This window comes from Rhizobium sp. BK591 (assembly GCF_014195045.1).
Lineage (GTDB): Bacteria > Pseudomonadota > Alphaproteobacteria > Rhizobiales > Rhizobiaceae > Rhizobium > Rhizobium anhuiense.
Window position 1 is genome coordinate 262,463 of record NZ_JACIAZ010000007.1, and the last position, 13,596, is coordinate 276,058.

Annotated in this window: 11 protein-coding genes; 10 read left to right on the plus strand and 1 reads right to left on the minus strand. The window is 62.0% G+C overall.

The window, feature by feature from the left end; all coding sequences use genetic code 11:
• Positions 1–92: 92 nt before the first annotated feature.
• Positions 93–746 (plus strand): thiamine phosphate synthase, encoded by a 654-nt coding sequence (locus FHX10_RS28275; protein WP_028755491.1) that lies wholly within the window; start codon positions 93–95, stop codon positions 744–746.
• Between the two features lie 10 nt (positions 747–756).
• Positions 757–1,839, plus strand: a complete 1,083-nt coding sequence (locus tag FHX10_RS28280; protein ID WP_028755492.1) for a tetratricopeptide repeat protein — start codon at positions 757–759, stop codon at positions 1,837–1,839.
• A 19-nt stretch (positions 1,840–1,858) separates the two neighbouring features.
• Here FHX10_RS28280 and FHX10_RS28285 read toward each other — a convergent pair whose 3' ends face one another.
• Positions 1,859–3,607, minus strand: coding sequence for a hypothetical protein (locus FHX10_RS28285; RefSeq protein ID WP_028755493.1), 1,749 nt, complete (start codon positions 3,605–3,607; stop codon positions 1,859–1,861).
• Between the two features lie 341 nt (positions 3,608–3,948).
• Between FHX10_RS28285 and FHX10_RS28290 the strand changes: the two genes are divergently transcribed.
• From FHX10_RS28290 to FHX10_RS28325, 8 genes are all read left to right on the plus strand, one after another.
• A complete protein-coding gene (locus FHX10_RS28290) occupies positions 3,949–4,278 on the plus strand; it encodes an STAS domain-containing protein (protein WP_028755494.1) in 330 nt (109 codons plus the stop codon).
• Positions 4,275–4,643: a response regulator gene (locus tag FHX10_RS28295; RefSeq protein ID WP_028755495.1), complete on the plus strand. Its 369-nt coding sequence runs from the start codon at positions 4,275–4,277 to the stop codon at positions 4,641–4,643. The genes FHX10_RS28290 and FHX10_RS28295 overlap by 4 nt, the downstream gene beginning before the upstream one ends.
• Positions 4,640–6,694: a chemotaxis protein CheA gene (locus FHX10_RS28300; protein WP_028755496.1), complete on the plus strand. Its 2,055-nt coding sequence runs from the start codon at positions 4,640–4,642 to the stop codon at positions 6,692–6,694. Before FHX10_RS28295 ends, FHX10_RS28300 begins: the two co-directional genes overlap by 4 nt.
• Entirely contained in the window at positions 6,691–7,200 is a 510-nt protein-coding gene (locus FHX10_RS28305) for a chemotaxis protein CheW (RefSeq protein WP_028755497.1), read from the plus strand. The genes FHX10_RS28300 and FHX10_RS28305 overlap by 4 nt, the downstream gene beginning before the upstream one ends.
• Positions 7,201–7,231: 31 nt before the next feature.
• Positions 7,232–8,941, plus strand: a complete 1,710-nt coding sequence (locus FHX10_RS28310) for a methyl-accepting chemotaxis protein (protein ID WP_183845191.1) — start codon at positions 7,232–7,234, stop codon at positions 8,939–8,941.
• Positions 8,942–9,164: 223 nt separating this feature from the next.
• Complete coding sequence (locus FHX10_RS28315) at positions 9,165–11,087, plus strand: methyl-accepting chemotaxis protein (protein ID WP_028755499.1); 1,923 nt, start codon at positions 9,165–9,167, stop codon at positions 11,085–11,087.
• A gap of 220 nt (positions 11,088–11,307) precedes the next feature.
• Positions 11,308–13,113 carry a methyl-accepting chemotaxis protein gene (locus tag FHX10_RS28320; RefSeq protein WP_184390638.1) on the plus strand — a complete coding sequence of 602 codons (1,806 nt, stop codon included), beginning with the start codon at positions 11,308–11,310 and terminating at the stop codon, positions 13,111–13,113.
• Positions 13,110–13,592 (plus strand): chemotaxis protein CheW, encoded by a 483-nt coding sequence (locus FHX10_RS28325; RefSeq protein ID WP_028755501.1) that lies wholly within the window; start codon positions 13,110–13,112, stop codon positions 13,590–13,592. Before FHX10_RS28320 ends, FHX10_RS28325 begins: the two co-directional genes overlap by 4 nt.
• Positions 13,593–13,596 lie beyond the last annotated feature (4 nt).

The window sequence follows — 13,596 nt, forward strand, 5'->3', positions numbered from 1 at the left end:
CTCTTGCAAGCCTCGTCTAACGGAACTACTCACACAAAACGAGTGCGGATCCCTCATTTCGAAGGGGAATTCGCCGGAAACGGAAAGACCTCATGACCGAACCGGAAAACCGCTGCCGCCTTGTGCTCATCGCACCTGATATTGCCGATGCCGATGAACAGGCAAAGATCGTCGCCGACGCGCTGAAGGGCGGCGACGTCGCTTCGGTGATCGTGCCGCAATACGGGCTCGACGACGGCGCCTTCCAGAAACATGCCGAAAAGCTGGTGCCGCTGATCCAGGATGCCGGAGCGGCTGCGCTGATTTCAGGCGACAGCCGCGTCGCAGGCCGGGCGAAGGCCGATGGCCTGCATCTTTCCGGCAATGCTGAGGCGCTTTCGGAAGCGATCGACAAACACGCGCCGAAGCTGATCATCGGCGGCGGCAACGCGGCTGACCGCCACCACGCGCTGGAGATCGGCGAAGTCAGGCCGGACTATATCTTTTTTGGCAAGCTCGACGGCGACATCAAGCCGGAGGCGCATCCGAAGAACCTTGCGCTCGGCGAATGGTGGGCCTCGATGATCGAGATTCCCTGTATCGTCATGGGCGGCACCGATCCGGCCTCGGCGCTTGCCGTTGCCGAGACCGGAGCGGAGTTCGTGGCGCTGCGGCTGGCGGTCTTCGGCGAGCCCGGCCGGGCGCCGTCGATCGTCGCCGAAATCAACGCGTTGCTTGACGAAAAAGCGCCACGGTTTGAGGATTGAAATCGCCCTCATGCCGATCCCGCCCGTCCGCCTTTTGAAATTTGCCCTTGCCAGCGTGGCGGCCTTGGTTGCTGCCGGGCCGGACGTCGCTTTGGCGCAGGCGCCGGACAGCGTCATCAGCCAGCCGGGCACGGCGCCGGCATCGACCTTCCGCACCGACCGGCCCACTGGCCCGGATGTCAAGCCCTCCGATGGTGTTGGCGTGTTCGACCGTATGGGCGCGAAGCTGCCGGACCTGCCGCCGGAAAAGGATTACAAGGGGCCGATCGACGAGGCTTACGGCGCCTTCCAGCGCGGTTATTACCTGACGGCAATGGACAAGGCGCTGCCGCGCGCCCAGCTCGGCGATCCGGCGGCGCAAACGCTGATCGGCGAAATCCTCTCGCAGGGCCTCGGCGTCAAGAAGGACGTGAAGAATGCCGCCTTCTGGTATGGCAAGGCGGCCGAAGGCGGCGATGCGGCAGCCATGTTTAAATATGCGCTGATCCTGATGGAAGGCCAGGGCGTGCCGCGTGACAAGGTCAAGGCCGACGACTACATGCGCAAGGCGGCCGAGGCGGGCAATCCTTCAGCGGAGTTCAACTGGGCGCAGCTTCTCATCGCCGACAATCCCGGCGAGAAGGGGCTGAAGCTTGCGCTGCCGTTCTACGAGAAATCGGCCGAGCAGGGCATTGCCGATTCGCAATATGCGGTGGCGCAGATCTATGCGACGCTGAAGGACCTGCCGGAGGAAAAGAAGCAGCTCGCCCGCGAGTGGATGGCGCGGGCGGCGCGCGCCGGCTTCGACACCGCCCAGCTCGATCTCGGCATCTGGCTCGTCAATGGCGTCGGCGGACCGAAGGATTACGTCAAGGGTTTCGAATGGCTGAAACTTGCCGCCAATGGCGGCAATGTCGTGGCGCAGAACAAGCTCGCCCATCTCTACATCAACGCCATCGGCACGCCGCCCGATCCGATCGAGGCAGCGAAGTGGTACGTGCTGTCTCGGCGTGCCGGGCTTGCCGATCCGTCGCTTGAGGATTTCTATCTCGGTATCGAGGACGATCAGCAGAAGGCGGCGATTGAGGCCGCCAATAAGTTCCGGCGGCGATAGCGGCCCGACGCGACGCGCTTTAAAAAAGCGCGTCGGCGAACAGATCTTCGTCGTTTTCGGCTTTGGCGGTCTCGGTGGGGGCGGGGGCGGGAGCGCTGTCCGCGGCCGCCGGGATGATGTCGCGATGAATGCTGCGCTCCTGGACCATCGTGTAGTGCTTGAAGATCGTGCGGTCGAGCGGCGCGATCGTCTCGGCGAGATCCGAGATATCTTCGATATCGCTGCCGGCGATGCCTTCGAGCAGATCGGCGCAGCGGCCAAGGACTTCGCCGAGATCATGCTGGAAATCGAGCTTGCCGATCAGCAGGCTGATCTTCGTGGCGACCTCGCGGCCGTTCTCGGCGAGCACTTTCAGTTCATCTTCCATCACGTTGGCCGCGGAGCGGATGTTGCCGACGGCTGACGTCAGGCTCTCCCCGAGGTTGCCGGCCCCGGCGCCGGCAGCGGGGGCGACGCGTCCGGCCGCGGCTTCGAGCGCCGGCAGGCCGTTGACGATGGCGTCGGCGGAATCGTCGAGCTTGCCGGCGAAGATGCGCAGCTCGGCGGTGACGACGTTGATCGACTTGCCTTCCTCGCCGAGACGGCTACAGCGCAGGTTGGTATTCAAGGCCATATAATGGATGTCGGTCTTGACGGCGCGGATATTTGCGATGGCTTCGGAGAGCTTGGCGGCCGTGCCGATCGTCGACTGGCTCACCTGGTCGGCCTGGCGGCTTGCCGTGTCGACCTGCTTGACGATTTCGTGAGCGGCCGAAACGCTGGATTCGAGCGCGCGCATGAAGTTGCCGCCGGCTTCGCCGCTCTGCCCGCTCATCTGATCGCGAAGCTTGAGGATCTCCCGCATGTCGTGGCCGAAACTCGCGATCGTCTTGACGACGTTCTCTGAATCCCGCTGGAAATTGGCGCACATGTCGCGCATCTGCGCTGCGGTTAGATGGTGAATGACGTTCTGAAGGCGCTGGCGGGCGCTAGCGTCGAGCCTTGCGCCATCCTCGCCGGCAAAGAAATCGTCGAGCGACGAAAATGTGGCCTGCACATGCTCGATGCGCTGGCGGGTAATGTCGCCGATCTGCAGGGCAGACAGCGTCGAGCCGACCTTGCTCTGGACATCGCGGGCAATCGCGCCGACCTCGCGGGCGATGACGCCGAGATCCTTGCGGTGTGCGGCGATCTTGGCGGCATCATCGCGCAGGGCTGCGGCGACGGCCGGAACGGTCTCGGCATAACCCTTGGAAACGCTGGCGCCAAAGGAGGCGGCGAGCTTGACCTCCTTGTCGAGGCTATCGAGATGCGTGGCGAAACGGTTGACTTCGTCGGTGCCGGAATAGATGCGTTCGAGGATCTCCTGGGCGAATCCGGCGAATTCGGCAAGGCCGGCACCGGTGATCTTCACGGTCACGGCGAAGGTTCTGAGATAACGCATCGTCTCCTGCATGTCGGAAACGTGCTTGCGCAGTTCCCTGCCGGTATGCGCCAGCGAGACCAACGCCTGCTGACGGTTTTCCTCGGTGACGGGCAACGCCTTCAGGCTCTCCACCGTGGCGCGGAGATCGGCGGTGGTATCGCTGGCTTCCTTGTTGTCGAGCGCCGTGGTCACACTCTCAAGCGAGTTCAACAGGCGGTTGAGGACATCCATCACCGACAGCAGTACGGTGCCGCCTTCGAGAAAACGCTCCTCGACCTGGTTGCGGGCGGATTCCAAGGTCCGGCTGATGTCCCGCCCCGACGAGTAGGCTGCAGCGTTCGGCGATACCAGAGCGTGTGCCAATTTTATACCTTTTCTTAAAATACAGGCAATTCGATTCTATTTTTACGGGCAGGATGGAAACGTCCGGTAAACGCGCCGGACTCGCCAGCGTTGTGATTAACGAAAGATGTCGATGCGACCCAGGGCAAAGTGTCAGGGCCGAGAAATGCAATTTAACACGCTGTTTTTACTTTATTTATTTCTAATTTTTGAGAAAAAAATACAACTTATCTCGGATGAGAATTGGGAGTCTCGGGACTCGTTATACGGCAGTTTCCTACAACCGCTGTTTACCCCGCATTAACGCTGCCATGAGAGTCCTTTTAGGGTCATCAAGTATTTCTCTGGCCCAGGAGGCGGCATTGGATACTCCGAAGCAATATTACGAATCTATAAATTTGCCGGATGTGCTCAGCATTCGCAACGTTTCAGAACTATATTCCAAGCTTACTGATGAATTTCATAGTCGTGATTCAATCATCATCAGCATTCCGGAAGGCGCGGAAGCGGATCTGAGTTTCGTTCAACTCATCGAATCCTCGCGCTGCCAAGCAAAATCCCAAGGAAAGACGTTCAAACTTTCTTCGCCGGCCAGTGGTTCGGTCCTGAAGGTACTTGAGCGCGCCGGTTTCATCGAATCTTTCGATCAAGAAGATGCAAATTTCTGGTTGCATAAAGAGGTAACGTTATGAGTGCAAATATCCTGACCGTCGACGATTCCGCCAGCATTCGTCTGACTACCAAGGTCACGCTGACCAATGCCGGCTATAGCGTCACCGAGGCAGTCAACGGGGCAGAGGGCCTCGCGACGGCCAAGGGCAGCACCTTCGATCTGATTGTGACCGATCTCAACATGCCTGTCATGGACGGGCTGACGATGATCGAGGAGCTGCGCAAGCTGCCGGCGCAGGCCGGCGTTCCGATCATCTTCCTGACGACGGAATCGGATGCCGATCTCAAGGCGCGTGCCAAGGCCGCCGGCGCCACCGGCTGGCTGACCAAGCCGTTCGACCCCGAAAGTCTGGTGAAAATCGTGAAAAAGGTTCTCGGACGATGAGCACGATCGATCCTGTCGCCGTATTCCGCATGGAGGCCGCCGAATGCCTCGAAGCGATCGAGGCCGGTCTTCTCGACCTGACCCACCAACTCGACAACAAGGATCTCGTCGACGCCGTGTTCCGCGGTCTCCACACGCTCAAGGGCTCCGGCGCGATGTTCGGTTTCGAGGCGCTCGCCGCCTTCACCCATCATTGCGAAACAGCCTTCGACCGCGTCCGCAAGGGTGAAGTCGCAGCGACCAGCGAACTCGTCGCCGCCGTTCTCGCCGCCCAGGACCATATGCGTGCCCTTGTCGACCAGCCGGACGCCGATCACGGCGATACCGGACATAAGCTTCTGGCGCAGCTGCAGGCCGCCGTCGGCGGCAAGGCGGCAGCGGTAGCTGCCCCTGTGGTCGCCGTTCCCCCACCCGTGGCCGTGCGCGAGGCACCGGCGAAGAGGAAGAACAGCTGGCGCATTCACTTCAGCCTGCCCGCCAATTCGATGGCCAACGGCACCAATCCGCTCGGCCTGCTGGACGAGCTGCGCGATCTCGGCGAATGCACCGTGCGCGCCAATAGCTCGGCTATTCCGCCGCTCGACGAGCTCACTCCGACAGAACTCCATATCTCCTGGGACGTGACGCTGGTGAGTGACCAGGACCGTTCGGCGATCGACGACGTCTTCATCTTCGTACTCGATGATATGGAACTCAGCGTCGAGGAAATCGACGCGCCGGCAGCGGCAACGGTCGCGGCCATCGAGGAAAAGACAGCATCTGCAACTGCCGCCGCATCGACGGCGCCCGTTCCACCGGCCGCCGTTCCGGAATTTCGTCCTGTCGAGGCGGTTCCGGCCAAGCGCGAGGCGCCCGTTGCCGTCAGCCAGGCGAAGGCGGCCGAGAACGTCCGCGTTCCGGCCGAACGTCTCGACGAGCTGATGGACCGCGTCGGCGAACTCGTCATTGCGCAATCGCGCCTCAGCCAGCTCGCCAGCGCCAGCACCGATATCGCGCTACGCTCCGTCTCGGAAGAAATCGAACGCCTCTCTGGCGAATTGCGCGACACGATGATGGTGCTGCGCATGGTGCCGGTCGCCACCCTCTTCTCTCGCTTCCGCCGCCTCGTCCACGATCTCGCCCGCGAGACCGGCAAGGTGATCGAGCTGGTGACGGAGGGCGAGAGCACCGAAGTCGACAAGACGGTCATCGAGCGCCTGGCCGATCCGCTGGTGCATCTGGTGCGCAACTCGATCGACCACGGCCTCGAAACGCCGGCCGATCGACTTGCCTCCGGCAAGACCGAAGCCGGCACGGTGACGCTTTCGGCCCGCCAGGCCGGTGGCGAGGTGATCATCTCGATCAAGGACGACGGCCGCGGCATCAATCGTGACCGGGTTCGCGCCAAGGCGGAATCTTCCGGCCTCATCCACCCCGGGCAGCCGCTTTCCGACTCCGAGCTGCTGCAACTGATCTTCGCCCCCGGCTTCTCGACAGCCGCGGCGATCACCAATCTGTCCGGCCGCGGGGTCGGCATGGACGTGGTCAAAAAGACGGTCGAAGCGCTTCGCGGCGCAATCGACATCGTCAGTGTGCCCGGACAGGGTTCGGAAGTGTCGCTGCGCATCCCGCTGACGCTTGCCATCATCGATGGCCTGCTGGTGCGGGTCGGTTCCGGCCGCTACGTCATCCCGCTCTCGGCGGTCGAGGAATGCCTCGAACTGTCGCTCGAGGAAGATCTCCGTTCGCGCGGCCGCAGCTTCATCTCACTGCGCGACAGCCTGGTGCCGTTCCTGCGCCTGCGCGATCTCTTCCGCACCGGCACCAAGCCCGACGTGCACCAGAAGGTCGTCGTCATCTCGACCGGCACCGAGCGTGTCGGCCTCGTCGTCGACCAGATCATCGGTGACCACCAGACGGTCATCAAGTCGATGTCGAAACTGCACAATAACGTTGCGACCTTCTCGGGCGCCACCATTCTCGGCGACGGCAGCGTCGCTCTCATTCTCGACGTCGGGCACCTGGTTGCCGCGGGTCAGCAACAGGAGGCGCAATTGCGTGTAGCAGGATGAGTGCAACAGCAGCAGCCGAACGATTTGACAATCACTGGAGCTATGCCGAAGAGGTGGAGGTCCTGACCTTCGATCTCAACGGCGAAACCTTCGCGCTGGAAGCGGTCATCGTCCAGGAAATCCTGGACCTGCTTCCTGAGACAGCGGTCCCGGGCAGCCAGCCCTTCGTCGCCAGCGTCATCAACTTTCGCGGCAAGGTCATTCCGCTCGCCGATCTGCGCCTCGCCTTCGGGATGGAAGCGGCAGAAGCGACGATCGACAGCCGCATCATCGTCATCGAGATCGATCTGCAGGGCGAGCAGACGCTCGTCGGCCTCAGAACCGACAAGGTGAACGAAGTGACGACGCTTGCAAAGACCGCGAGCGAGGCACCACCGAGCGTCGGCATGCGCTGGCGCGCCGACTACATCAATTGCCTCGTGAAGAGGGGCGGAGAATTCATCATTCTCCCTAATCTGCAGGCGATTTTCTCATCGAGGCACGATGCGGCGGGAGCCGTTAATTGACGCCGGATGAATTCAACGAGGGGTTTGGACCATGCGACTGACAATCAAGACGAAACTGGTGACCGCGTTCACCTTCATCATTCTGATGCTCATGGGCACCGCCGCTTACGGTGTCCTCAGCCTTGGATCGCTGAACGATACGATCGATAAGCTTCTCTCCGGCCCGGCAGCCCGCCTCGATCTCGCGCAGCAGATCAACATCGCCCAGCTCGAGGCCATCCGCCAGCAGAAGAACCTGCTCACCGCCCGGACCGCGGACGAGTCGGCCGGGGCAATCGCCAAGGGCAACCAGGCCCGCAAGGAATTCGCCGACGCCTTCAGCCATGTGCTGGCGCTGGCAACGGAAGAGGGCAAAGTGCGCTGGGCACGCATCGCCGAGCTGTCCAAGACCTTCAATGCGGCCGACGATCAGATCCGCGAATATGTGAAGGCCGGCAATGCCGAAGGCGCAAATGCCATCTCCGTCTCGACGGCCCGGGCCGCTGCCAACGACATCGACTCGACACTCAGCGAAATCCTGGCGCTTGAAAAGCAGCGTATGAAGGCTGCCGATGACGGCGCCGAAGCGCAGTACACGACGACCCGCACGACGATGATGGCGGTCGCCGCCGTCGCGCTGCTGATCGCTGCTCTCACCGCCTTCTGGATCGCCAGCACGATCAGCAAGGGACTTAGCCGCGCCAACACCGTGGTTCGCGAGGTGTCGGAAGGCGATCTGACGAAGATGGCCGATATCACCAGCCATGACGAAATCGGCGAGCTTCTGGGTAATGTCAATACGATGATCGAACGCCTGCGCGGCGTCGTCGCCGACGCATTGTCGGCTGCCGACAACGTCTCTTCCGGCAGCCAGGAACTTTCGGCGAGCTCGGAACAGGTCTCGCAGGGCGCCACCGAACAGGCGGCGTCGGCTGAAGAGGCGTCGGCCTCGATGGAGCAGATGGCCGCCAACATCAAGCAGAACGCCGACAACGCCGCCCAGACGGAAAAGATTGCCCGCCAGTCGGCCAAGGACGCGGAAGCCAGCGGTGAAGCGGTGACGCGTGCCGTCGACGCCATGCGCACGATCGCTCAGAAGATCGGCATCGTCCAGGAGATCGCCCGCCAGACCGATCTCTTGGCTCTCAACGCGGCTGTGGAAGCAGCACGTGCCGGCGAACACGGCAAGGGTTTTGCGGTCGTCGCCTCCGAGGTTCGCAAACTCGCCGAACGCAGCCAGTCGGCCGCCGCCGAAATCAGCTCGATGTCGAGCGATACGGTCAAGGCCGCCGCCGATGCCGGCGACATGCTTGGCCGGCTGGTGCCCGACATCCGCAAGACGGCAGAGTTGGTCTCCGAGATCAGTGCAGCCTGCCGCGAACAGGATATCGGCGCTTCGCAGATCAATGAGGCGATCCAGCAACTCGACAAGGTGACCCAGCAGAATGCCGGCGCCTCCGAGCAGATGTCGGCGACCTCCGAGGAGCTCGCCTCCCAGGCCGAAGAACTGCAGGCCTCGATCGCCTTCTTCAAGGTCGATACGGCGGGTAGTGCGCGGCCCGGCGCCCAGAAGGCACAGCCAAAAGCTTCGGCCAAGGTGGCCAAAGCCCCGGCCACTGTCCGCAAATCCGCCCCGCAAGGCCATGGACAGGGTCGCGGCCAGACGGTTTCGGCTCAGCAGCAGCGTCTCAAGGGCTTTGCTCTCGACATGTCGATGGGTGGTCCAGACGCCAGCGACGACGACTTTAGGGAGCGCGCATAAGCGCTCCTGCCCTCAATGTGATCCCTCGGGCTGCTCCGGCGGCCCGAGGAGGGAATATCCCCCAACGCATGTAGGCGTTGGCGCTGCGATGGATAGATGTCCGGCTGCCGGGAAGTGAATGTAATCGCTTTTCCCCGTTTCAACACATCAGTTCCAAGCTCGACGTCCCGCCAAGGGGACATGTCTCTCTCCATTCGTTTTGACCGCAAATCGGGGGTATCACATGCGTTTCACCATTAAACTCAAACTGGGTCTTGCCTTCGGCATCATGACGCTGCTGCTAATCGGCATCGCGGTTTATGGAAGCCTCAGCCTCGGCACTTTGAACGAGGCGAGCAGCAATATGATCGACGGCCCGATGCGCCGCCTGGAACTGGCGCTGAATGCCAATGTCGCCGAAGTCAACGCCATCCGCGCTCAGAAGAACGCGCTGCTTTCCACGGATCCCGACGCGGCCGCCGCTTTCTACAAGGAAGCCGATCAGAACCTGCAGGCCATGTTCGATGCTGTCGACGCCGGTTTTGCCATCGCCACCGCTGAAGGCAAGCCTCATTGGGAAAAGCTGCGGACGGTCGGTGGGAAATTCCGTGAAAAATCCACTGAGTTGCAGCAACTTGACGCGAAGGGCGACAAATCAGGCGCGCTGGCGCTTTCACTCGGCGACCTTCGAGCGATGACCAATGACATGGGCGATGCAATCGCCGCCCTTACGGAGATCCAGCGCAAGGGCATGCAGGCAACCAACCACTCGAACACCGATCTTTATAATTCGACCAAGCTGATCCTCACTGCTGCTTCCGGCATCGCCGTGCTCGTCGCACTCGCCGCCGCATTGTGGATCACGCTCGGAATCAACAACGGCTTGCGGAAGATCACGACCGTCGCAAACGCCGTCGCAATCGGTGATCTCAACCAGAGGGTCGACGTCAAGACCAATGACGAGATCAAGGATCTCATCAACACGGTCAATACCATGACCGCCAATCTGCGCGCCACGGCAGCCCTTGCCGACCAGATCGCCATGGGCGACCTCAGCACCGACGCCAAGCCGCTTTCGGACAAGGATACGCTCGGCATCGCGATGCAGAGCATGATCTCCAACCTACGAACCACCGCCGGCATCGCCGATCAGATCGCAAACGGCGACCTGACGGTGTCTCCGAAGCCGCTCTCCGACAAGGATGCGCTGGGCCTCGCCCTGGAGCAGATGGTCGAGCGCCTGCGCGGCGTCGTCGCCGACGCAATCTCCGCGGCCGAGAACGTCTCGTCCGGCAGCCAGGAGCTTTCGGCAAGCTCCGAGCAGGTCTCGCAGGGTGCCACCGAACAGGCGGCTTCCGCCGAAGAGGCTTCCGCTTCGATGGAAGAGATGGCCTCCAACATCAAGCAGAACGCCGACAACGCCGCCCAGACGGAAAAGATCGCCCGTCAGTCGGCCAAGGATGCGGAAGCCAGTGGTGAAGCCGTCTCCCGTGCCGTCGACGCCATGCGCACGATCGCTCAGAAGATCGGCATCGTCCAGGAAATCGCCCGGCAGACCGATCTGCTGGCTTTGAACGCCGCAGTCGAAGCGGCGCGCGCCGGTGAACACGGCAAGGGATTTGCGGTCGTCGCCTCCGAGGTTCGCAAACTCGCCGAACGCAGCCAGTCGGCGGCCGCCGAAATCAGCGCCATGTCGAGCGATACCGTGACAGCCGCCCAGGAAGCCGGCGAAATGCTCGGCCGGCTGGTGCCCGATATCCGCAAGACGGCCGAGTTGGTCTCCGAGATCAGCGCCGCCTGCCGCGAACAGGATATCGGGGCGGCCCAGATCAATGAAGCGATCCAACAGCTCGACAAGGTGACGCAGCAGAATGCTGGCGCTTCCGAGCAGATGTCGGCGACCTCCGAGGAGCTCGCCTCCCAGGCCGAAGAGCTGCAGACGTCGATCGCTTTCTTCAAGGTCGATACGGCCGGCAGTCGCCGTGACCGCGCCCCGGCGGCAAAACTCGCCGCCCGCAGCCGGGTTCAGGCGGCACCACGCAAACCGGGCGGCAAGACGCCGGCCAATACGGTCGCCGGCCAGCAGGCCCGCGTGAAAGGATTTGCCCTCGACATGTCGATGGGCGGTCCCGACATGGCCGATGACGAGTTTAGGGAGAGCGCATAGCGCTCCCTTGGAGAAAGCGCATAGGTGCTCTCTCCGTTTGCAACTGTCGTGGGCCAGCCAACATGGCCCGCGACGCAGGCTTCCGGTGCTCGAGGGGATAGGCACGGAACCTATTCATTTCTTTCCGTTGGATGCTTTTGCCTGATGGAATTTCTTTGCTGCATGACGCCGCGCCACCTGGACCATATTTATTGCTTCGCTCTCTGAGAGGAATATTGAGATGCGTATTACGATCAAACTTAAGCTCGCGGCCGCATTCGGCTTTGTCATATTGTTGCTGGTGGGTAGCGCGGTTTATGGAATCATCAGCCTCAGCTTGCTGAACGACGCTGTTGGCGACCTTGTTTCCGGGCCTGCAAAAAGGCTGGAACTGGCTCTGGAGGCGCAAACTGCCGAGCTCGATGCCGTCCGCTGGCAAAAGAACGCGCTTCTGGAAATGGATTCCGAAATCGTCAAAAAGGATTATCAGAATTCGGCGAGAAGCGTGGATGAAATGCTCAGCTTCGCGACAAGCGGCCTACAGCTCGCAACTGCTGAAGGCAAGCCGCTCTGGGACAGGTTGATCGAACTGGCCAAGCGCTTCGATGAAGGCTCCAACAAAGTAGCCTCCATTCAACAAAGCGGCGACAGAGCGGCGGCCGTGGCCCTTTCCTCAGGGGAGGTTCGCGCCCTCGTCGCGGAAATGGAAGAGGTTTTCGGGAAACTCGTTACGCTTCAACAGAAGTCGATGGCGCAAGCCGATAGCGATACCGATGCTCTTTATAGCTCAACAAAGAACATGTTGATCGGTATCGCAATCGGGGCTTCCCTTATCGCCTTCGCCGCCGCGCTTTGGATCGCGCTCGGTGTCAACAGCGGCCTGCGCAAGATCATGAACGTTGCCAGCGCCGTCGCCATCGGCGACCTGAACCAAAAGGTCGAGATCAGGACCAACGACGAGATCAAGGATCTGGTCAACATGATCAACACCATGACGGACAACCTTCGCGTCACCGCCAACATTGCGGCACAGATCGCTGACGGCGATCTGACGGTGTCTCCGAAGCCGCTTTCGGAGAAGGATACGCTCGGCATTGCGCTCGACCAGATGGTCGAGCGCCTGCGTGGCGTTGTCGCCGATGCGGTCGCGGCCGCCGAAAATGTTTCGGCCGGCAGCCAGGAACTGTCCTCGAGCTCCGAACAGGTGTCGCAGGGCGCCAGCGAACAGGCGGCTTCGGCCGAAGAGGCGTCGGCCTCGATGGAGGAGATGGCCGCCAACATCAAGCAGAACGCCGACAACGCCGCCCAGACGGAAAAGATCGCCCGCCAGTCCGCCAAGGATGCGGAAATGAGTGGCGAAGCGGTGTCGCGCGCCGTGCAGGCGATGCGGACCATTGCCGAGAAGATCAGCATCGTCCAGGAAATTGCCCGCCAGACCGATCTTCTGGCGCTCAACGCCGCCGTCGAAGCGGCGCGCGCCGGTGAACACGGCAAGGGTTTTGCGGTCGTCGCCTCCGAGGTTCGCAAGCTTGCCGAACGCAGCCAGTCGGCCGCCGCCGAAATCAGCTCGATGTCGAGCGATACGGTCAAGGCCGCCCAGGACGCTGGCGACATGCTCGGCCGCCTGGTGCCCGACATCCGCAAGACGGCCGAACTGGTTTCCGAAATCAGTGCGGCCTGCCGCGAACAGGATGTGGGCGCCTCGCAGATCAACGACGCGATCCAGCAGCTCGATCGGGTGACGCAGCAGAATGCCGGCGCGTCCGAGCAAATGTCTGCGACCTCGGAAGAGCTCGCGAGCCAAGCCGAAGAACTGCAGGCCTCGATCGCCTTCTTCAAGGTGGATACCGCAGGCGCCAGCCAATCCCGCGTGCCCGCTGCCAGGGCGACTGTCCGCAGCTCGGCGCCCGCCGGCCGCAACCTCGGCACCAGGAAACTCGCCGCCAACAGCGTCGCCGGTCAGCAGGCGCGGGCAAAGGGTTTTGCTCTCGATCTCTCCATGGGCGGTCCCGATGATGGGGACGTCGAATTTAAGGAAAGTGCATGATCATGGCCACGACATCCCTGGAAGCGCAATTCGTGACCTTCAGCCTCGGCGAGGAGATCTTCGCCGTGCCGGTCGAGGTGGTACGGGAAATCCTCGACTATGCGGAAGCTTTCAAGATTCCGAATGGTCCCGACTATCTGCTCGGTCTGCGTGACGTGCGCGGACAGGGCGTGCCGACGATCGATCTTCGATTGAAGCTCGGCATGACGAAGACCGTGCCGACGCCGCACACACGCGTGCTCGTCCTCGACGTGCCGATGGAAAGCCGGCTGCTGACGCTCGGCCTCGTCGCCGACCGCGTCTTCGAGGTGACGCCGTTCCGGCGCGAACAGATCGAGGCGGCGCCTGATATCGGCGTGCGCTGGCGCTCGGATTATATTGCCGGCGTCGTTCGCCGTGAAAACGGTTTCGTCGTCATCATCGATCTTGCCCGGTTGCTGTCGCACGAGGACGCCTCGGCACTGCAATCGGCGGCCTGACCCG

Excerpts from the sequence above, each read along its gene's own strand:
- FHX10_RS28275 (WP_028755491.1), top strand. The coding sequence starts at position 93 with ATGACCGAACCGGAAAACCGCTGCCGCCTTGTGCTCATCGCACCTGAT.
- FHX10_RS28280 (WP_028755492.1), top strand. The coding sequence starts at position 757 with ATGCCGATCCCGCCCGTCCGCCTTTTGAAATTTGCCCTTGCCAGCGTG.
- FHX10_RS28295 (WP_028755495.1), top strand. The coding sequence starts at position 4,275 with ATGAGTGCAAATATCCTGACCGTCGACGATTCCGCCAGCATTCGTCTG.
- FHX10_RS28300 (WP_028755496.1), top strand. The coding sequence starts at position 4,640 with ATGAGCACGATCGATCCTGTCGCCGTATTCCGCATGGAGGCCGCCGAA.
- FHX10_RS28305 (WP_028755497.1), top strand. The coding sequence starts at position 6,691 with ATGAGTGCAACAGCAGCAGCCGAACGATTTGACAATCACTGGAGCTAT.
- FHX10_RS28310 (WP_183845191.1), top strand. The coding sequence starts at position 7,232 with ATGCGACTGACAATCAAGACGAAACTGGTGACCGCGTTCACCTTCATC.
- FHX10_RS28315 (WP_028755499.1), top strand. The coding sequence starts at position 9,165 with ATGCGTTTCACCATTAAACTCAAACTGGGTCTTGCCTTCGGCATCATG.
- FHX10_RS28320 (WP_184390638.1), top strand. The coding sequence starts at position 11,308 with ATGCGTATTACGATCAAACTTAAGCTCGCGGCCGCATTCGGCTTTGTC.
- FHX10_RS28325 (WP_028755501.1), top strand. The coding sequence starts at position 13,110 with ATGATCATGGCCACGACATCCCTGGAAGCGCAATTCGTGACCTTCAGC.